The 19,807-nt window shown below is 59.5% G+C and carries 20 protein-coding genes and 1 pseudogene; 1 reads left to right on the top strand and 20 read right to left on the bottom strand.

Annotated features, from left to right (window positions below):
- Positions 1 to 21: 21 nt before the first annotated feature.
- The 6 genes from A6764_RS09480 to A6764_RS09455 form a co-directional block, all read right to left on the bottom strand.
- A complete protein-coding gene (locus A6764_RS09480; protein ID WP_176703236.1) occupies positions 22 to 1,107 on the bottom strand; it encodes a Ger(x)C family spore germination protein in 1,086 nt (361 codons plus the stop codon).
- Positions 1,091 to 2,224: a GerAB/ArcD/ProY family transporter gene (locus tag A6764_RS09475; RefSeq protein ID WP_065066708.1), complete on the bottom strand. Its 1,134-nt coding sequence runs from the start codon at positions 2,222 to 2,224 to the stop codon at positions 1,091 to 1,093. The genes A6764_RS09480 and A6764_RS09475 overlap by 17 nt, the downstream gene beginning before the upstream one ends.
- Positions 2,221 to 3,726, bottom strand: a complete 1,506-nt coding sequence (locus A6764_RS09470) for a spore germination protein (RefSeq protein ID WP_255309634.1) — start codon at positions 3,724 to 3,726, stop codon at positions 2,221 to 2,223. The genes A6764_RS09475 and A6764_RS09470 overlap by 4 nt, the downstream gene beginning before the upstream one ends.
- A 159-nt stretch (positions 3,727 to 3,885) precedes the next feature.
- Positions 3,886 to 4,887, bottom strand: a complete 1,002-nt coding sequence (gene ftsY / locus A6764_RS09465; RefSeq protein WP_029100172.1) for a signal recognition particle-docking protein FtsY — start codon at positions 4,885 to 4,887, stop codon at positions 3,886 to 3,888.
- 12 nt (positions 4,888 to 4,899) lie between these two features.
- Complete coding sequence (gene smc / locus A6764_RS09460) at positions 4,900 to 8,472, bottom strand: chromosome segregation protein SMC (RefSeq protein ID WP_264622489.1); 3,573 nt, start codon at positions 8,470 to 8,472, stop codon at positions 4,900 to 4,902.
- Positions 8,473 to 8,971: 499 nt separating this feature from the next.
- Complete coding sequence (locus A6764_RS09455; RefSeq protein ID WP_264622488.1) at positions 8,972 to 9,598, bottom strand: type I glutamate--ammonia ligase; 627 nt, start codon at positions 9,596 to 9,598, stop codon at positions 8,972 to 8,974.
- An 85-nt stretch (positions 9,599 to 9,683) separates the two neighbouring features.
- On the opposite strand from A6764_RS09455, the gene A6764_RS09450 reads away from it, so the two are divergent.
- On the top strand, positions 9,684 to 9,794 hold the full coding sequence (locus tag A6764_RS09450) for a helix-turn-helix domain-containing protein (protein ID WP_255309638.1): 111 nt from the start codon (positions 9,684 to 9,686) through the stop codon (positions 9,792 to 9,794).
- 59 nt (positions 9,795 to 9,853) lie between these two features.
- Here the strand turns inward: A6764_RS09450 and rnc are convergent, their stop codons facing one another.
- The 14 genes and pseudogenes from rnc to A6764_RS09380 all read right to left on the bottom strand — a co-directional run bounded on the left by rnc (position 9,854) and on the right by A6764_RS09380 (position 19,777).
- Positions 9,854 to 10,555 (bottom strand): ribonuclease III, encoded by a 702-nt coding sequence (gene rnc, locus A6764_RS09445; RefSeq protein ID WP_176703237.1) that lies wholly within the window; start codon positions 10,553 to 10,555, stop codon positions 9,854 to 9,856.
- Between the two features lie 39 nt (positions 10,556 to 10,594).
- Complete coding sequence (fabF, locus tag A6764_RS09440; RefSeq protein ID WP_029100165.1) at positions 10,595 to 11,830, bottom strand: beta-ketoacyl-ACP synthase II; 1,236 nt, start codon at positions 11,828 to 11,830, stop codon at positions 10,595 to 10,597.
- Between the two features lie 138 nt (positions 11,831 to 11,968).
- Complete coding sequence (gene acpP, locus A6764_RS09435) at positions 11,969 to 12,202, bottom strand: acyl carrier protein (protein WP_029100164.1); 234 nt, start codon at positions 12,200 to 12,202, stop codon at positions 11,969 to 11,971.
- Between the two features lie 91 nt (positions 12,203 to 12,293).
- Entirely contained in the window at positions 12,294 to 13,034 is a 741-nt protein-coding gene (gene fabG / locus A6764_RS09430) for a 3-oxoacyl-[acyl-carrier-protein] reductase (RefSeq protein WP_029100163.1), read from the bottom strand.
- The gene (gene fabD / locus A6764_RS09425; protein WP_029100162.1) at positions 13,028 to 13,978 is read right to left on the bottom strand and encodes an ACP S-malonyltransferase; all 951 of its coding nucleotides are present in this window, start codon (positions 13,976 to 13,978) and stop codon (positions 13,028 to 13,030) included. The genes fabG and fabD overlap by 7 nt, the downstream gene beginning before the upstream one ends.
- Positions 13,979 to 13,993: 15 nt before the next feature.
- Entirely contained in the window at positions 13,994 to 14,998 is a 1,005-nt protein-coding gene (locus A6764_RS09420) for a beta-ketoacyl-ACP synthase III (protein WP_029100161.1), read from the bottom strand.
- Between the two features lie 5 nt (positions 14,999 to 15,003).
- A complete protein-coding gene (gene plsX, locus A6764_RS09415; RefSeq protein WP_035294859.1) occupies positions 15,004 to 16,011 on the bottom strand; it encodes a phosphate acyltransferase PlsX in 1,008 nt (335 codons plus the stop codon).
- Positions 16,012 to 16,032: 21 nt separating this feature from the next.
- On the bottom strand, positions 16,033 to 16,617 hold the full coding sequence (gene fapR, locus A6764_RS09410; protein ID WP_029100159.1) for a transcription factor FapR: 585 nt from the start codon (positions 16,615 to 16,617) through the stop codon (positions 16,033 to 16,035).
- 136 nt (positions 16,618 to 16,753) lie between these two features.
- Positions 16,754 to 17,239: an AAA family ATPase gene (locus tag A6764_RS09405; protein WP_255309635.1), complete on the bottom strand. Its 486-nt coding sequence runs from the start codon at positions 17,237 to 17,239 to the stop codon at positions 16,754 to 16,756.
- Positions 17,240 to 17,291: 52 nt separating this feature from the next.
- Positions 17,292 to 17,450: a hypothetical protein gene (locus A6764_RS09400; RefSeq protein WP_255309636.1), complete on the bottom strand. Its 159-nt coding sequence runs from the start codon at positions 17,448 to 17,450 to the stop codon at positions 17,292 to 17,294.
- A 12-nt stretch (positions 17,451 to 17,462) separates the two neighbouring features.
- Positions 17,463 to 17,992, bottom strand: a pseudogene (locus A6764_RS09395) (ABC-2 family transporter protein).
- 666 nt (positions 17,993 to 18,658) lie between these two features.
- Complete coding sequence (locus A6764_RS09390) at positions 18,659 to 18,928, bottom strand: DeoR/GlpR family DNA-binding transcription regulator (RefSeq protein ID WP_255309637.1); 270 nt, start codon at positions 18,926 to 18,928, stop codon at positions 18,659 to 18,661.
- A 24-nt stretch (positions 18,929 to 18,952) separates the two neighbouring features.
- The gene (gene rpmF, locus A6764_RS09385; RefSeq protein WP_081656575.1) at positions 18,953 to 19,123 is read right to left on the bottom strand and encodes a 50S ribosomal protein L32; all 171 of its coding nucleotides are present in this window, start codon (positions 19,121 to 19,123) and stop codon (positions 18,953 to 18,955) included.
- 138 nt (positions 19,124 to 19,261) lie between these two features.
- On the bottom strand, positions 19,262 to 19,777 hold the full coding sequence (locus A6764_RS09380; protein ID WP_065066713.1) for a YceD family protein: 516 nt from the start codon (positions 19,775 to 19,777) through the stop codon (positions 19,262 to 19,264).
- Positions 19,778 to 19,807 lie beyond the last annotated feature (30 nt).

Here is a 19,807-nt window from a genome sequence, read left to right as displayed (position 1 = left end):
ACAGGCCATGCAAGGGCTTCGTCATCTTTTCATCTTCAGCAATCCCAGACTTTCCAGCTGCAAATGCACGTCCACATGGACAGGCATGGTGGGCCACGCCGCTTTCCACGCTTCCTCGGTGTACGGCTGCGAAAAGGGGCCCAGGGTGCGCTCTCCGATCCGCAGCGGGTCAATCCTCAACCGCTGCAGCTTTTTCACAAGAAGGGCGGCCTTCTGTTCCAGAACCGCTTCCAACTCCCTCGTCAACTGCTGCGCCGCTTCCGGTTGGTTCAGGTCCCGCTCGCCCTGGTATTCTTCCACCCTCCCGGTTCCTTCGATGTAAATCTTCACATCGCCTGTAGGTTGTACCGTCACCTTCGTTTTCGTGTGCAGCGACCCCAGCGTAACTCCTCGTTCCGGCAGGGACAGCGACTTTTGAAATCGCGTCGGTCGGTTGAGGATTTGGAACAGGGTATCGTCCAGCGCCGTGATTTCGCCCACCATTTTGCCATCGCGAAACAGCGCCGTTCCTTCATAGATCAAATCGGTTCCGTTTGCGGTGAACAGCGGCATCTGCGGATCTGCATAAGGGGAAAAATACGCTTCCATAAACCGGTGCAGATTGGTCACCGTGATTTCTCCCTGCCGCTCATAGTGAGCCAGCATCTTGTACAGATAAAAATCGATCATTTCCTGCTGTTTTTCGACCTGCTGGTTCAAGTACGCGAGAAAATCTCCTTCCACGACGATCAGATACAGGCGGTCGGAGATTTCGGGATCAAGCATCATGGTGTTGACAATGGGCAGGAGGTCTTCCCGGGCGAGACTTTTGGAAATAAAGAGCATGCGCAGCTGCCCGCTTTTCATCTCGCGGTAGTACTTCTGGTTCAGTTGGATTCGTCCTTCCTTCATCATCCTGACGTTTGCCGTGATCATCCGTTTCTTTTCCTCGCGCAGAGGCGGGACCAAGGTTGCCTGCTCCAGGTGTTTGTCCGCGCCCCGGTCGACATACAGCAGGATGGTCGGCGAGATTTCTTCAATGATGCTGCTTTTCACCGACCATGAGCCGCAGCCGGACAGCATCAGCAGCATCGGGACGATCATCAGGCTGTTACTGCGCTTTTTCACTTTTTCGCCTCCTGGATTGCATGGCATGCAGCACAAGAAACAGGGCGGGAGTCAATGCAAAGGATGCCCCGCCGACAACCATCTGCAGTTGTTCCCACATGCGTCTTTGGATTTCCGATGTCCACAGCCAGCGATCGACAATCAACAGATACCCTCCCACCGCCAAAAACACCATGAACAACCCTCCCGCATGCGGCGCCTTGCGGATTCGCTTCAGCAGAATGCGAAGGGCCCCGTATACATAAAGCATCAGCAGCGCGATCACCAGGACAACGGGGGCCATGTAAGCGGGCACCACGATCATTTCCACGCGTTCAAAAAAAGGAAGCTGGATGTAACGAATCAGTTGGATCAGCGCAATATCAACGGTTTTCAAATAAGAAGAACCGAAAAACAGCAGCGAAACGAAAAAGAAATACACGTATTCGAAGAGTGACACAACGTGCCCCGCCAGGAAGTATTTGGTCAGCGGCTTTCCCCCTGTCCACGGCCCCAACACAACGAAATATTCCGGCCCGGCAAACGCCGCCCATACGAACAGCAGGGATTCGAGCCAGTGGGAGGGCCACTGCAGCGGGATGATCGGATACAGATGGGAATAGTTCGCTTCCGGCGGCAACAAAAAATACCCGTACAGGACGAGGATCCAGGCGGACATCAGAAAGGCGATCACGCCAAAACGAAGCACCGTCCACATCCCGTGTTTCGCCAAATAATATCCGGCGAACATCATCAGAACGATGAACGTCCCGGTATTGACGGAGGGAAACAGGATCTGGTGCACGATGCCGACATACCCTTTCACGACAATCGTCAATTTCAGCAGCGTGATGACCAGGCAGGGGACCATCAACACGCGCATCCACACGCTCCCCACGAACGGCCGCCATCCTTCCGTTTCATGCTGCTGGTAACTGGCTTCCAGGCCCTTTCCGATTACCCACAGGTTGAGAAGAGCCAAACATCCGGCAAGCAAAATGATCCAGACCATATACGGTTGAACCAGCACGTTCGGCAGGATCAGCATGAAGTAGCCGACTTGCATCCTGTTCACCAAAACAGCCCACATCCATGGCTGAAGCGGCTTGTCATGGGCAAACAACGAACTGCTCTTCATCGGATCTCCTTTTTCATTCTCGATTTCGCCACCGGTCGCAGGTGCGCAGGCCGCTGTTTCATCATCTTCAACGGCAGCCGAACGATCGTATCCTTCCAATCTCGCCAATACATCGGGGTAAGGGGAGCAAAATACGGCTGCTTCAAGGACGTGAGCCCGGTTAAATGGATAAGCACCCACACCATTCCGAAAATGATTCCCCACATCCCCAGCCAGGCGGCAAGGATGAGCAGGGCGAACTGGATCAATTTGCTGGAATTCGTCATCAGGTAATTCGGCACCAGAAACGACGCGATGGCGGAGACGGCAATGTGGATGATCAAAATATTGCTCGCGACATTCGCTTCGACGGCAGCCTGACCGACGACAATTCCCCCGACAATCCCGAGCGTCTGGCCGGACTTGGTGGGCATCCGCAAGCTGGCCTCCTTCAGAATCTCGAGAGTGAGCAGCATGAACATGGCCTCCCAGATCGGGGTAAAGGGAATCTCGCTTCTCGACTCCATGAGCAGGTACAGCACTTCCAGCGGAATCGAATAGTAATGGTGCGTGGTCAGCGCCACATACACCGGCGTCAGGACGATGGCAAACAAAAAGGCAAAGAAACGAAGGAACCGCAAGAAGCTGCTGACCATCCAGCGGTGGATGTAATCCTCGGGAGACTGAAACAAATCAAAAAACGTAACGGGGGCAATCAGCGCAAACGGCGTATTGGCGACCAGCCAGACAATTTTTCCGCTGGCCAGTGCGGCGGCTACCGCGTCCGGCCTGTCCGTCTGCTGAAACTGCGGAAAAACGCTGCTCATGTGATCCTCCAAAAACGCACTGACATGCGACGAGTCAAAAAATACATCGAAATCAATGTTCGATGTCTTTTCAAATGCGAGCCGGATGTTTTCCGGATTGGCAATTCCCTCGATGTACAGCAGCGCGACGTTTGTTTTGCTCAACGATCCCAGGGTAAACAAACAGTACTTCAGTTCCGGCACGGGCAAACGCCTGCGGATCATGGTCAGATTGTGATCCAACTGCTCGCTCAGGCTGTCCTTGGGTCCGTAGACGATGGCTTCCTGCTCCGAGCTTTCAATGGAACGGCTGATGGTGCTGGGAATATGCACGGCAAATACCTGCCCCTCGCCAAACACGATGACGGCGCCCTGCAGGGTTTGTTCAATCGCCTTTTCGAGATTCGGGACCGGCTTGACCTGATCGGAAATGATGGCGCGGCTTGCGCAGTCGTAATCCCCGTGTACCAGCGGGAGCAGAATCCCCTCCCGCAACTGGTCCGCATCGATCAGGGAGCGAACGTAAAACAGCGTGACTGCCTGGGCATTCACCTGCAATTCTTTCACACAGGCATCATGAACGTGGCAGAACCGTTTCTGCAGCTCTTCAACCGACAGGGACGAAACGGTCCGGGTCTGTTCGTCCCCGTGTGCAGGTTCGTCTTTGGCATGAAACGCCGAAAACATGTCAGGGAACAGCCTTCGAAGAATGTTCATGTGACACACCGCCTTTTCGTGCACCCTAAATAGGGAGTATTTCCTTCGAGGGTGACAGGCATACAAACGGATGGGGGGGCACTTCCGGTTCACCCCATACGAAAAAAACCTGTATCACGGTGAAAGCGATACAGGTTTCCTGTCCTTATCAACACTTTGTTACTGCTGCTCCTCCGCGGTCTCCTGCGCAATCAGCCCGGCAAACAGCGCGTGCACAAACTGCTCAGGGTCAAACGGCTGCAGGTCGTCCATCTTTTCCCCGAGGCCGACGTATTTGACGGGGATGTTCAGTTCGTTGCGGATGGCGATGACGATCCCGCCTTTGGCCGTCCCGTCCAGCTTGGTCAGCACAATGCCCGTCACGCCGGCCGCCTGGCCGAACGTCTTGGCCTGGGAGAGCGCGTTTTGCCCCGTCGTCGCGTCCAGCACGAGCAGCACCTCATGCGGGGCTCCCGGCAGTTCCCGCTGCACGACGCGGTGCACCTTGCTCAGCTCTTCCATCAGGTTGACCTTGTTTTGCAGGCGTCCCGCCGTGTCGCACAGGAGCACGTCCACGCCGCGCGACTTGGCCGCCTGGACGGCGTCGTAGATGACGGCCGCAGGGTCTGCTCCCTGCTGGTGCTTGATCACATCCACACCGACGCGCTCGCCCCACACCTCGAGCTGTTCGATCGCGGCCGCCCGGAACGTGTCCCCTGCCGCCAGCAGCACCTTTTTCCCCTGCTGTTTGAACATATGCGCCATCTTGCCGATCGTGGTCGTCTTGCCCACGCCGTTGACGCCGACGAACAGGATGACGTTCAGCCGCCCGTCCTGCACGTTCAAACCGGCGTCCCGGCTCTGGTCGTTTTTCAGCAGGGCGACCAGCTTTTCCGACAGGATCGGCTGCAGATCCATGGCGTTCTCGATTTTTTGCTTGCGCACCTCGTCGCGCAGTTCGTCAATCAGCTCCATCACGGTGTTGACGCCGACGTCGGCCGTGATCAGGATCTCTTCCAGTTCGTCAAAGAAATCGTCGTCGATTTTTTTGTACCGGCGAACCAGATCTTCCACCTTTTCCACCAGCAGATCCCTGGTTTTGGCCAGACCTTCGGTAAATTTTTGCGTAACCGCCTCCGACTTTTGCACGATGGCGTCACGCAGACGCTTGAAAAAGCTCATGGTCATCTCCCTTTACGAAGCGGATTCGATGAATGTTTTGGTATCCTCCAGCTTGACCGAGACGATTTTGGACACGCCGCCTTCCTGCATCGTCACCCCGTACAGCACATCGGCGCTCTCCATCGTCCCCTTGCGGTGGGTGACGCAGATGAACTGCGTCTGGCTGCTGAACTGGTGCATGTACTCGGCGAATCGGTTGACGTTGGCTTCGTCCAGCGCCGCCTCCACCTCGTCCAGCACGCAAAACGGCACCGGCTTGACCCGCAGAATGGCAAACAGGAGAGCCATCGCGGTCAGCGCCCGTTCGCCGCCGGACAGGAGCGCCAGGTTTTGCAGCTTTTTGCCGGGCGGCTGCGCGACGATGTCAATCCCCGTCTCCAGCAGGTTGTCCGGATTGGACAGCAGCAGGTCGGCGCGTCCTCCGCCGAACAACTGCACGAACACGTCGCGGAACTGTTCCCGGATGGCGTCAAACGTCTCTTTGAAACGGCGGGACATCTCGGTGTCCATCTCTTCGATCACTTGATAGAGCATCGCCTTGGCCTCGTTCAGGTCGGCCTCCTGCGCGCTCAGGAACTGATGGCGCTCAAAGAGCCGCTCGTACTCTTCGATGGCGCCCAGGTTGACCGTGCCCAGCGCGGCGATCTCTTTTTTCAGGCGGTTGACGATCTGCTGCTCCTCCGCCATGTCGCCGCGGGGCGGGTATTTCTGCTTGGCCAGGTCGTAGCTGATTTCGTATTCTTCGGAGAGTTTGTTCAGGAGGTGATCCAGTTCCACCTCGAAGCGGTTGGCCTTCACCTCTTCCTGATGCAGTCCTTCCTCGAGCGCCTTCACCTGCTTGCGGATTTCCCTGACCTCCTGCTCCACCTGCTCCTGCTGATGGTAGAGCGTGGCCCTCTCGCTGCGCCGCTCCTGGATCAGTCCCGCGACGCGCTCCTTGTCCTGCCGCAGCTCGGCGATCTTCTGCTCCAGTTCGCCGCTGGACGACTCGTTGGTCCGCTCCAGCTCGTCCAGCGAGGCCAGCGTCCGGTTCAATTCCTCCCACTCCCGCTGCAGCGACGCGCGCTGTTCCGAGAGCCGCTCCAACTGCTCCACGCGGGACTGGTGTTCCTGCTTGACCTGGGCGTCCAGCACCTTCAGGCTGGTGATCTTCTGGTTCATCTCTTCCTTGGATTCGAGCTGCTCCTGCCGCTTCGCTTCGGCGGCGGCGATCCGTTCGGACAACTGCTTCTCTTCTTCTTCCATGACGGCCAGGGCGGCCTCCAGTTCCGCCAGTTTCCGTCCGGCTTCCTCCATCTCCCGGCGGTACCCCGCGACGTCCTGATCGACGAGCATGGCCCGTTCCGCCAGCGAGCGGCCTTCCGCTTCCGTCTGCTGAAGCAGCCCCTTTACTTCCTGTTCCTTCAGCCGCAGCGATTCCCCCTGGGTGCGAAGCTGCTCCTGCTCCTGCTCGATCCGCTTGAGTTCTTCGGCCAGTTGTTCCATACGCGTAGTATGCCCGGCAATGGCCTCTTCGATCTCGGCCATCTGCGCCTCCAGCTCTTCCGCCTGACGGCTGCGGCCCAGCAGGTTGGTCGTATTCTTTTTCAGCGCGCCCCCGGTCATGGAACCGCCGGCGTTGACGATGTCCCCTTCCAGCGTGACGACGCGGCAGCGGTAGCTCAGCGCCCGCGCCACGCGGTTGGCCTGCTCCAGCGTCTCCGTGACGATGACATTGCCCAAAAGGGATTCGACGATGGGACGGTACGTCTCCTCAAACGAGACCAGTTCGCTGGCGATGCCGACCACGCCGTCCTGCCTGCCCAACAGCCGCTTCTCGTCCGGCTGCAGGCTGCGCGGCCGGATGACGTCCAGCGGCAGGAAGGTAGCCCGTCCCGCATTGTGCTGTTTCAGGTAGGTGATCGCCGCCCGGCCGGCCGCTTCGTCGTCGACGACCACGTTCTGCAGGGCGCCGCCCAGCGCCACCTCCACGGCAGTCTCGTACTTTTCCGGCACCGTGACCAGTTCGGCGACGGCCCCGTGAATCCCTGCAAAGCCGCGCTCGCGGGCCTTGAGGATTTCTTTGACCCCCTGCTGGAACCCGGCAAATTCCGCCTGCATCTCCCTCAACAGGTCGAGCCGCGATTTGGCCGCTTCCCGCTTCTGCTCCCACTGACGCAGTTCCCGGCGGGACGCCTCCAGGCGGGCTTGTCCCTCGCGAATCCGCTCGATCGATTCCTTGTAACGGGTGAGTGTCTCCTGAATCGACCGGTCAATCTCCTGAAGCTGTTCGTTCAGCTCGGCCAGCTTGGCCTGGCGGGTCGCCTCTTCCTGATTGAGCCGCTCTTTTTCCTGCTCCAGCCGCTCCGCCCGGGCCTGGCTGGTCTGGCTCAACTGCTGCTGGTGGCGGATTTCGTTGCGCAGATTGGCCATCGCGTTCAGTTTTTCAAAGTAGTCCCCTTTCAATCGCTCCACGTCGTCAGTGAGCGACTGGATCATGGCGGAAAACTGGTCTTCCGCCTCCTTCAGCGACGCCTGCGCATCGGCCATGCGCCGCCTGGTTTCCTCGACCCGCTGCTGTTCTTCTGCCAGCTCGGCCTCGACGGCGTGCCGCTTTTCCGTGATGCGGTGCATCTGTTCCATCGTCTGCTGCCGGTTGGCGGCCAGGTTGCGCAGCCGTTCCTTGAGCACTTCCCGCTGACCTTCCACTTTCTCCGTCTCTTCGCTCACGGAAAGCAGCACTTGCTGCAGTTCCTCGATCGACTGGTCGATCTGGCTGACGTGAAAGCGGGCCTGCTCCAGGTCGGCTTCCCGCTTCGAGGCCTGGGCCGTCTGTCCGGCCAACTGCTCCCGCAGCTCCTGCACGCGGCGGCTCGCTTCCTCCCATTTGGCGTGCGCCGCCTCGATCTGCTGGACGTAGAGCGCCACCTCGTGCTCCATCAGCGTCTGACGCAGTTCGTTGTATCTGCGGGCGGTGTCCGCCTGCTCCTTCAACGGACCGATCTGTTCGTTGATCTCGCTGACGATGTCGTGAATCCGCACGAGGTTTTGTTCCGTCTCGTCCAGTTTCTTCTCCGCTTCCCGCTTGCGGGTTTTGTACTTGACGATGCCGGCCGCTTCTTCAAAAATGCCGCGGCGGTCCTCCGCCTTGGTGCTGAGAATCTCTTCGATTTTTCCCTGCCCGATGATGGAGTAGGCCTCTTTGCCGAGACCTGTGTCCATGAACAGCTCCATGATGTCCTTGAGCCGGCAGGCCCGGTTGTTTATGTAGTATTCGCTCTCACCCGAACGGTAGACCCGGCGGGTGACAGAGACTTCCGTATATTCCACGTCGAGAGAACGGTCGGTATTGTCCAGCGTCAACGTCACTTCCGCAAAGTTGAGCGGCTTGCGCGTATCGCTTCCGGCGAAGATGATGTCTTCCATCTTTGCCCCGCGCAGCGATTTGGCGCTCTGTTCGCCGAGCACCCAGCGGATCGAGTCGGACACGTTGCTCTTGCCGCTTCCGTTCGGCCCGACGACCGCAGTCACTCCGGGCACGAATTCCAACTCGGTCCGGTCGGCGAACGATTTGAACCCAACCAGTTCCAGGCGTTTCAAATACATACTGACGGTCCTCCTTAAAAACCCGTCCGGCGCATGCGATCACACGCCCGCCCGTCCGGCGCTGCCGCCTGCCGAGCGGGCCCGTTTCGCCGCCGGGCGGGGGCCCTGAAAGAAAGCCCCTGCTGGGGAACAGGAGCAAGTCATCTGCGTAAAACCCAATGTGAGATAAGTGTACCATAGAATAACGGCCGAACGAAGACCTTTCCCCCAACGGTCCGGGACAAAACCACCCCGTGCCGCCCTTTTCCGGCAGACGGAAAAACAGTCTCCGCCCCTTGCATGTTTCGTCGTCCGTTCCTCTGCGCACCGCCTTGTCCCGCTTGCGGAACAGGGGGACGTATTTGGCACAAAAGGCCCACTGCGAAGCAGGCAGCGTTTCGGGCTTGCCCGCAACTGTAATAGTTTATCACAGAACAGCCGTTTGTCGAAGAAAAAAGAAGCTCCTCCCCGGCATCCCGCCGAAGAAGAGCGTGTTTCGTTCGCCTGCGTCCCTTTCTGGTCAGAACCGCTGCGCAAACAGCCGGCGCTCCCAGTCGCTCACGTGCCGGGTGTATTTCTCCCATTCCGTGCGCTTTACCTTGAGATACTCTTCCCAGATCTCGCGGCCGATCGCCTGTGCCAATACGGTGTCCTGGCTCAGGCTGTCCACCGCCTCTTCCAGCGTCCGCGGCAGGCGGGCAATCCCCCGTTCCTGCATCTGCGCCTCGGTGAGCCAACTGACGTCGTCGCTCGCCGGTTCGCCGGGATGAATGCGGTTGTGAATGCCGTCGAGGCCGGCCGCCACGAGACAGGCGGACAGCAGGTACGGATTGCAGGTGCCGTCTCCGCCGCGGAATTCGAACCGGCGGGTGCGCCGCTTCTCCGGGATGCGCACCAGGACGGAGCGATTGCCTGCGCCGTAGCAGATGTGGGCCGGTGCCCACGTGCCCGGCCGCATCCGCTTGTACGAATTGATGCTCGGCGCTCCGATGGCGATCAGGGAGCGGCCGTGTTTGAGCAGGCCGCCGATAAAATGGTACGCCTTTTCCGACAAATCCAATCCGCGCGGGTCGGTGTTGTCGGCGAACAGGTTCTCTCCCGCGTCGTTGTACAGGCTGATGTGCACGTGCAGGCCGCTGCCGGCCAAGTGCTCGAACGGCGCGCCTGTTCGCCTGTCCGGCAGCCTGGAGGAACAGGTTGCGCGGCTGGAGCGGGAGCTGATCCCCTAGGCCCTGCGCGAAGCGAACGGAAACATCACCAAGGCGGGGGAGCGGCTGGGGATTTCCCGCCAAAATTTGAATTACAAGCTGAAAAAGCACGGCATGTCCAAAGACCCGGCCTAAACGAAAAACCCGTTCTCCCTCTTTGGTAGAACGGGTTTTCTCACGGATCAGCGAACGGTCTACTTCGCCCCCAGTTTGATCAGCGCCCGGGCGGCCGCCTGCTGTTCCGCCTCTTTTTTGGAACGCCCGCTGCCCATGCCGAGCGGACGGTTGTTCAGGAGTACTTCGGACACGAACTCCCGGTTGTGCGCCGGCCCCTTTTCCTCCACGATGCGGTAGTGGATTTCCCCCAGATTGTCCTGCTGGACGAATTCCTGAAGCTGACTCTTGAAGTCGGTGACCTGGGCAAACTCCCCCTTGTCCACTCGCGGATAGACGTACTTCTCCATGAAGTGAAAGACCGCGTCCAGTCCCTGATCCAGGTAAAGCGCGCCAATAAATGCCTCAAACACGTCCGCCAGCAGCGCGGGCCGCTGCCGGCCGCCTGTCAGTTCTTCCCCTTTTCCCAGCAGAACGAGATCGCCAAAGTGAAGCAGTTCGGCAAATTTGACCAATGACGGCTCGCAGACGATGGCTGCCCGCAGTTTCGTCATTTCCCCTTCGCTCATTTTGGGAAAGGTCTTGTAGAGAAATTGCGAAACGGTCAGTTCCAGGACGGCGTCGCCGAGAAATTCCAGCCGCTCGTTGTCCTGGATGCGCTTGCCGCGCTGCTCGTTGACATAGGAAGAATGGGTGAAGGCTTGCCGCAAGACGTTCTCGTCGCGAAATCGAATGCCGATGGTTTCTTGCAGCTCCGAGAAGTTCATGACGCTCACCACCATTCTTGAAGACTTCCTGCTCTTCTTTCCGGCAGGAACCATTTACGCCTCAAACCGCTTCAAGACGATCGTGGCGTTGTGACCGCCAAACCCGAACGAGTTGGACATGGCTACGTTCACGTCCGCCTTGCGCGCTTGATTGGGTACGTAGTCGAGGTCGCACTGCGGATCGGGGTTTTCCAGGTTGATCGTCGGCGGCAGAATCTGATCGCGCAGGGCAAACGCCGACGCGATCGCTTCCACACCCCCGGTCGCCCCGAGCATGTGACCGGTCATCGACTTGGTGGAGCTGACCGCCAGCTTGTAGGCATGGTCGCCAAACACGCTCTTGATCGCCTGCGTTTCCGAAATGTCCCCTTGATCCGTAGAGGTGCCGTGTGCATTAATATAATCCACTTCCGTCGGTTCAATACCGGCGTCGCGCAGCGCGTTTTTCATGCAGCGGGCCTGCCCCTCCGGAGACGGCGCGGTGATGTGGTAGGCGTCCGCGCTCATGCCGTAGCCGATCACTTCCGCCAGGATGGTCGCCCCCCGTTTTTTCGCGTGCTCCAGCTCTTCCAGGATGAGCACGCCTGCTCCTTCGCCCATGACAAAACCGTCGCGGTCGATGTCAAACGGACGGCTCGCCTTTTCCGGCTCGTCGTTGCGGGTGGACATCGCTTTGGCGGAACAGAAACCGGCAAACGCCATCGGTCGGATCGTCGCTTCCGCACCGCCGGTGATCATCGCGTCGGCGTGGCCGTGCTGGATCAGCCGGAAGGCGTCGCCGATTGCGTTCGTCCCCGTGGCGCACGCGGTAATCGCGCTGGACGTCGGCCCTTTTGCCCCGTACTGGATGGAGACGGCCCCGGACGCCATGTTGGCGATCATCATCGGGATAAAAAACGGGCTGACACGGCGCGGTCCCTTTTCCATCAGCACCTGGTGCTGCTCTTCCCAGGTAGCCAGACCGCCGATACCTGATCCGATGTATACACCCACGCGTTCCGCATTCTCAGCCGTAATCTCCAGCTTGGCATCTTCCATCGCCATTTTGGTGGCGGCCAACGCAAACTGAACGAATCGGTCTGTACGTCGGATTTCCTTTTTGTCCATGTACGCCTCGGGATTGAAATCCTTCACTTCCCCCGCAATCTGCGTAGGGTAGTCGGAGGCGTCAAACGCCGTGATGCGCCCGATTCCCGATTTTCCTTCCAGCAAGCTGTTCCAGAAGGTCTGCGCGTCGTTTCCCACGGGGGAGATGACGCCGACACCGGTAATCACCACTCGTCGTTTCATTACGATCACCTCTATTGAAAGTCAGCTCTCAGCTTCCTTGTTCTTCGCCTGGTTACGGTTGGAAAAGCTCTGCGGCAAAATCGAGCCGGGTGTGTGAAGGGAGAAGTCCCGCGTGACACGGGACTTCCACTGAATGGACTACTTGTGAGATTCTATGTAAGCCACAACCTCACCAACAGTAGTGATTTTTTCAGCGTCTTCGTCAGAGATTTCCATATCGAACTCGTCTTCCAGCTCCATCACGAGTTCCACTACATCCAGGGAGTCGGCACCCAGGTCCTCTTTGAAAGAAGCTTCCAAAGTCACCTTGGATTCCTCCACACCCAGACGATCGACGATGATTTTCTTCACACGTTCCAAAGTATCTGCCATTCTGCTTCACCCCCTCTCCCCGTATTATAGTGGATGAGCCTGCAAAACACCAGTTGAGTCAGGCTCTTGCTGCTCGAGCGTGTCGCGCGCCTCACATGTACATGCCGCCGTCCACGTGCAGGGTTTGGCCGGTCATGTAGTTGGCCGCGTCCGAGGCGAGGAACAGAACCACCCCGGCGATGTCATCCGCCTGGCCGAGACGGCCCAACGGAATCTGGCCCAGCATGGACGCCTTGACGTCCTCGGGCAGGGTCGCGGTCATGTCCGTGTCGATAAAACCGGGAGCGACCGCGTTTACGGTAATACCGCGGGACGCCAGTTCGCGCGCGGCCGTCTTCGTCAATCCGATCACGCCGGCCTTGGCTGCCACGTAGTTGGCCTGGCCGGGGTTGCCCAGCACGCCGACGACGGAGGTGATGTTGATGATCTTGCCGGAACGCTGTTTCATCATCGGACGGGTGGCCGCTTTCAGGCAGTTGAAGACGCCTTTCAGGTTGGTGGCGATCACCTCGTCCCACTCTTCCTCTTTCATCCGCATCAGCAGATTGTCGCGCGTGATGCCGGCGTTGTTGACGAGAATGTCAATGGTGCCGAAGCGCTCCAGCGCCTCTTTGAACATCTCGTTTACTTCTTCGGCGTTGGCCACGTTGGCGCGGATCATGATCGCCTCGCGCCCCAGTTCCTTCACCTTGGCCACCGTTTCCGCGGCCGCCGCCTCACTTCCGGCGTAGTTGACCACGACGTTGGCCCCCGCTTCCGCCAGCCGAAGCGCGATCGCACGGCCGATGCCGCGGGAAGCGCCGGTGACCAGCGCGGTTTTGCCTGCTAGCATAATACCCCTCCGTTCAACAGTTCATGTAACGATTCCATATCCTGAACGGAAACGATGGTCGTCCCCGCCGGCGCAATCTTTTTGATCAGGCCGGCCAGCACCTTGCCCGGGCCGATCTCCACAAAGGTGGTCACGCCCTGATCCGCCATCCACCGGACGGAATCCTCCCACAGTACCGGAGCCGCCACCTGTTTCACGAGGTTGTCGACGATCGCCCCCGCTGCCGTCTCCGGACGGGCGGACACGTTGGCCACCACCGGCACCCGGGCGTCTTTCACGTCCACGTCGGCCAGCACGGCCTTCAGCTTTTCCGCCGCGGGCTGCATCAGACTGGAGTGGAACGGGCCGCTGACATTGAGCGGCAGGACGCGTTTGGCGCCGGCCGCTTTCGCCTGCTCACCGGCCAGCCGCACGCCCTCCGCCGTACCGGAGATGACGATCTGTCCGGGGCCGTTCATATTGGCCGGCTGAACGGGATGGCCGGAGGCGGTCACCGCTTCGCAGACGTCCTGCAGGGCCTGCCGCTCCATGCCGAGGACGGCCGCCATCGCTCCCTGTCCGGCCGGCACCGCTTCCTCCATAAATTGGCCGCGGGCGCGCACCACTTTCACCGCGTCGGCAAACGCCATCGCCCCGGCGGCTACCAGCGCCGAATACTCGCCCAGGCTGTGGCCGGCCACGTAATCCGGCGTCACGTCCGCCCGTTTTTCCCGAAGCGCGGCCAGGACCGCGACACTGGTCGTCAGGATCGCCGGCTGCGTGTTGACCGTCAGCCGCAGCTCTTCTTCCGGTCCTTCGAAGCAGAGAGACGACAGCGAAAAGCCGAGCGCTTCGTCCGCACGTTCAAACACGTCGCGGGCGGCTGCGGACTGTTCCGCAAGCGACCGCCCCATCCCGACGAACTGGGACCCCTGTCCCGGGAAGACAAATGCCACTTTGCTCATGAACGATTTCCTCCTTTAAGCCGGTGTGGTGGACCACTTCAACAGGGCCGCTCCCCACGTCAGACCGCCGCCGAAGCCGACGAGGACGACGTTGTCGCCTTCTTTCAGGCGCCCCTCCTCCACCGCTTCGTCCAGCGCGACGGGGATGGAAGCGGACGACATGTTGCCGTAGCGGTCCAGGTTGATCGCCACTTTGTCCTCCGACAGGCCGAAGCGCTGGATGGCCGCGTCGATGATCCGCTTGTTGGCCTGGTGGGGAACCAGCAGGTCGATCGCTTCCTTCGGCGTCCCCGACTTCTCCAGGACCGCTTCCGTCGCCGAATTCATGACGCGGACGGCAAATTTGAACACTTCACTGCCGGTCATCGAGATGTAGTGCAGGTTTTTTTCCACCGATTCGCTGGAGGCCGGAATCCGCGAACCGCCCGCAGGCTGACACAGGAGCGGTCCGCCGGAACCGTCCGCGCCCAGCTCAAACGCCTGGAATCCGAAGCCCTCGCCCACCGGTCCGAGCAGGGCCGCACCGGCGCCGTCGCCAAACAGCACGCAGGTGTTGCGGTCCTTGTAGTTCGTGATCTTGGACAGGGTTTCCACCCCGACGACGAGCACGTAGCGGTACATTCCGTTGGCAATGAACTGGCTGCCCGTGGCGATCCCGTAGAGGAACCCGGTGCAGGCCGCCGATACGTCCAGCGCGGCCGCTCGGGAAGCGCCCAGCTTCTCCTGCAGGATGCAGGCGGTCGAAGGGAACATCATGTCGGGCGTAACGGTGGCGACGATGATCATGTCCAGCTCTTCCGGACTGATCTTGGCTTTCGCCAGCGCTTTTTTGGCCGCTTCGTACGCCAGATCGGACGACGCCTGATCCGGTGCGCTGATGCGGCGCTCGCGGATTCCGGTGCGAGTGACGATCCACTCATCTGACGTTTCTACCATTTTTTCCAGGTCAAAATTGGTCAACACCCTCTCCGGCGTGTAGGAACCTGTCGCCAAAATCCCTACGGGGCGCAATTCCTTCATTGGTTTCACTCGCTTTCTCCCGATTTGTTTTTCTGCAGTGCGTCTTGAATAAACCCGTTCACATCCTCAGCCACAAAGCGGACGGCGCTGGCAATCGCGTTTTTGATCGCGCGCTCGTCTGACGATCCGTGCGCCTTGATCACGGGCCGACGCAGTCCCAACAGCGGAGCGCCGCCGTATTCGGCGTAATCCATCCGCTGCTTGAAGCGGACCAGGCTCGGTTTCAACATGGCCGCACCTACTTTATTAATCAGGCTGGAAGTAAACTCCTGCTTGAGCACGGAAAAGATCGTGGAAGCCGTGCCTTCCATCGCCTTCAACAGCACGTTGCCGACAAAGCCGTCGCAGACCAGCACGTCGCACGCTCCCTGCATCACGTCGCGCGCCTCCACGTTGCCGACGAAGTGCAGGTCGGCCTGGGCCAGCAGCGGAAAGACGGCCTTGGTCAGTTCGTTCCCCTTGCCCTCTTCGGTCCCGACGTTCAAGAGACCGACCGTCGGGCGTTCGAAGCCGAGCACTTTTTCCGCGTACAGGCTGCCCATCACGGCGTACTGGAAGAGATGATGGGGCTTGGCGTCCATGTTGGCTCCCACGTCAAGCGTCAGCGTCGCCCTCCCCTTGATATTGGGGATAAACGCCGCCAGCGCCGGCCGCTCGATGCCTTCCATACGTCCCGCGTACAACAGGCCGGCCGTCATCAACGCTCCCGTATTGCCCGCCGAAATGGCCGCGTCCACTTTTCCTTCCCGGGCCAGTTCGACGGCCACCACGAGCGACGCCCCTTTTTTGCGCCGGACGGCCCGTACCGGTTCGTCGTCCGGTTCAATGACTTCTGACGCCGGGTGGATTTCCAATCCTGCAGGAAGCTCCCCCGGAAGTTCGCGTCGAATCGCCTGCTCGTCGCCGACCAGCACAACCTCAAGCGACGAATCCTCCCTGACTGCCTGCAAAGCGCCCAGCACCGTGCTGCGCGGCGCGTTGTCGCCTCCCATCGCATCCAATGCAATTCGCAACCGTGTCTCCTCCTTATGCTGTCATCCATTTCGCTTTGCGACATCGGACATGCCGACGACGCGGAACGTGGCGGTAAAGACCAGCTCTCCCTGCACCTTGGTCTCCACCCGCACTTTGCATTCGTCCCCGTTTCGGCTGCGCACAACGGCCTTGGCCACCAGCTTTTCCCCCAGCCGGACCGGACGGACAAAGCGGATGCGGGCAGAAGCGGTCAGCGCCACGTCGGCGTCGATGACCGCCACCGCCAGCGAGTTGGCCTGGGCGAATATGTAGTGTCCACGGGCGATTTGCGTCCGTGCAAAGACATGTTCTTCCTTGATTTCCAACACGGAGATGGCCTGTACGTCGAGCTGCAGGTCGACAATTTCCCCGATCACTTCGTCAATCCCCAGCGATTTGACCGGGTCCAGGCTCCTTTCCGCCACCGATTTGATCCGCTCCCGCAGTTCCGGGATGCCCAGCTCCAGGCGGTCCAACCGTATTGTTTGAATGCTGACCTGAAACAACTCTGCCAGATCCTCGTCAGTGGCGAAGGGATTTTCCTGAAGCGTCTGCACCAAACGGGTCTGGCGGTCTTTCTTTGGCAAGCGGGCGATGGGTAACACCCCCTCGGCGTCCGTATTCGATCGCATAAGTTGCGAGCAGTTTTTAATACCAGGTACTAATCAAGTATAAGGGAGAAGCGGCGGAATGACAAGCGAAGATCGCCGCAGTCGGCAAAAACGGGAAAGATGTCCCCCGTCAATAGATGCGCTTGATCACCTCTTCGATGCTCGGCTCCTTCATGCAGATGTCCAGCGGCTCTCCCCACTTGGCCACTTCCGCCAGCAGGCGGGGGGACGAGGTTTTTCCCTTGTCGAAATACACCGTCACTTCGCAGCCGCTCCGCTCGATCCGCTCCACGCCTTCCGGAAGCGGGATGTCGCCGGGCGGCGTGCGATACTCCACGTGAATCACGCTGGGCAGCCCGATTTGCGCCCGCAGGTCGGCGATGCTTCCGTCCATGATTGTTTTCCCGTGGTTGATGACGATGATCCGGTCGCAGAGCTGCTCGATGTCGTCCATGTCGTGCGTCGTCAGCACAATCGTTTTTCTCCGGCTCCGGTTTATTTCTCGGAGGAATCCGCGGATGCGCGTCTTGGCTACCACATCCAGCCCGATCGTCGGCTCGTCCAGAAACAGGATGGGTGGATCGTGCAGGAGCGCGGCGGCCAGGTCGGCCCGCATCCGCTGTCCCAGCGACAGCTTGCGGACGGGTGTGTCAAAAACTCGCGCAGGTCTAATAGGTCGTGAAACTACTCAACGGCCCGCCGGTAACGTCGTCCACCGCTTTCCGCTCCACCCGCTCGCGGCTGAACAGCGCGCGCAGCGAAGCCAGCGGCCCCGTTTTGGGCGCGGGGAGAAAAAACGATTTGCTGACGTTTCTCGCTTCAATCATCTCGCATCCCTCCTAGCTTCCCGTACTGTGATTGCCGCGAATGCCCCTGTTCCAGAAGCGCACCGCGACAAACACCGACGCCGCCGCGACCAGCGGCGTCAGGAGCGGATCATACCAGTCTCCGCCCTTGCCGAGAAGGTAGCGCATCGGCACGTAGTTGACAAAGGCGACCGGGATTACGGAAAAGAACAGCCCCTTCAGCCACCCCGGATAAAGACTGGCGGGATAGTTGGACGCGTTGGCCGGGGCGTAGAGGGAATACGTCTGCAGGTCCTTGGTCTGGTGCGTCCAGAAGCAGAGGGTCGCGGTCGCAAGCGAGAGGGAAAAAAGATCGCGCTGCCCGCCAGCAGCGCCACGGGCGCGTACAGCACGACGTCCCACACCGGCTTCCCCTGTGCGTGCAGCCCGGCGACGGCGACGCCAAAAACAACGAGCCCCTGTACAATCCCGCCGATGCGCCCCAGCTCCAGGTTCCGCGTCAGCAGCAGCGCGAGCGGCGAGAGGGGGCGGATCAGCAGTTGATCCAGTTCGCCCTGCAGCACATACCGTTCAAACTCGTGCAGTTCCGGCGCGAACAGCCGGTAGCACCCCGTCGAACGGCAGATACGGGCCGATCTACCCAAGCACGCCCGGCAGCAGATCGACGGGGATCATCTGTCCGCCGATGCCGAGCACAAGCGACATGAGGATGTAGTGAGCTCAGCGGATTCCGTCGTCCAGAAGGAGGTGATCCCGACCAGGTAAAAGAGGAGCACTCCCAGGTAGACGGCCAGGCACAGGGATAATGCGGTCCACAGCCAGACAGCCGGATGCGCTGGCAGCCGGAATCCGACCGCGATCCCCAGGACAAGGCCGATGGGCACGCTGCGGAAACAGGCGTTGTAGGCGATTCGCCATCGTCCGGATGTCGTACGGGTCCTTTCCCGCCAGCACCCCCGCCCAGATGGCGATGTAGACCAGCCCGAAGATTGCGCTTGCCAGATTGTTGACCAGATGCGACAGAATATACTGAAAATTGCATCGATAACTGCTGCGGAGGACGAATCTTCCCACTGGGAACGGAATGGTTTCTGTCGAAGCCCTGCGGAGATGAATCCATGGAAAAGGGAAGCGCCGTAAGAGAGCTTCCCTTGATAAATTTGTCTGCTGTCACGCTGGTTCACCCGATCACGCCAGCCAGACAAAGTTTATCCCGCCTTTAGTCCGATTCATTCCAAACCGGTTACGATCAGTTCCACTTCATGGACGCGGAGCGCCTCGGCGATCTCCTGTTCGGGGGCGCTGTCCGTCACGATCAGATCAATCCGGCCCAGGTCGGCGATCCGGTACAGCATGCTGCGCCCAAACTTGGAATGGTCGGCGAGAACGATTACCTGGTCCGCGCGCTTCATCATTTCCTTGATGAGAAACCCGTGCTCTTCCGAGGTGGAAACCAGCCCCGACACCGTTATTCCACAGGCGCAAAATGAAAAAAGCAAGGTGATTTCTCACCCTGCTTTTTCTTACTTCGCTACTTTTACACCTTTATAGTGTCCGCAGCTCGGGCAAACGCGATGCGCAAGCTTGTATTCGCCACAGTTATCGCATTTGATCATGCCTGGAATCTCTAATTTGAAGTGCGTACGACGCATTCTTTTACGGGTTTTGGAAGTTCTCCGCTGAGGTACTGCCATCTTCCTTACACCTCCTTCAACTGGCAAATGCTAAGAAGCTCTATTGGGTGGATGGTAAAGGCGCGAACGCTTCCGCCATCCTTCAAAAATGAGACGCTCGATCGACGGATCGGCTATCCCATCTTGAAAACATAAGCATTACTTGCTGTCTTTGAAGAAGTCAGCCAGTCCGGCCAAACGCGGATCGATCCGCTCGTTTTTGCACCCGCACGCCTGCTCGTTCCGATTCACTCCGCACGTGGGACACAGTCCTTTGCAGTCTTCCTCGCACAGGGGAAAGGCGGGCATGGCGAGCAGGAAATCTTCCTGCAGCAGCGGGTCCAGTTCGATCTCGTCGCCTTCCAGCGGCAGAATGTCGCTTTCTTCGTCCTCCCCCTCCGCAGAATCGGCGGGGGCGAAGGTTTCCGCAAAAGGCACGGCCGTGTGCCGGGTAAAAGGCTTCAGGCATCGCGCGCAGACAAAGTCCACGTCCGACTTCATCTCGCCTTTCACGTAATAGAGATTGCCCAGCTTGGCTGCCTCGCCGCTCGCTTCGACAGGGGTCAGCCCGCGAATCTCCTGATGGCGGCGCTTCAGCTCGTCGGCGTCCAGCGTCAGCCGAAACGGCAGCGGCTCACCTTTTCGATGGTCCAAATCGCTTACTTTGATGTTCACACCTTTTCACCTCAAGCACAACAAGGATGA

This window comes from Brevibacillus sp. WF146 (assembly GCF_001673705.2).
Classification (GTDB): domain Bacteria; phylum Bacillota; class Bacilli; order Brevibacillales; family Brevibacillaceae; genus Brevibacillus; species Brevibacillus thermoruber.
The sequence above is the reverse complement of the archived record's forward strand: the minus strand, read 5'-3'. Positions and strand labels throughout refer to the sequence as shown.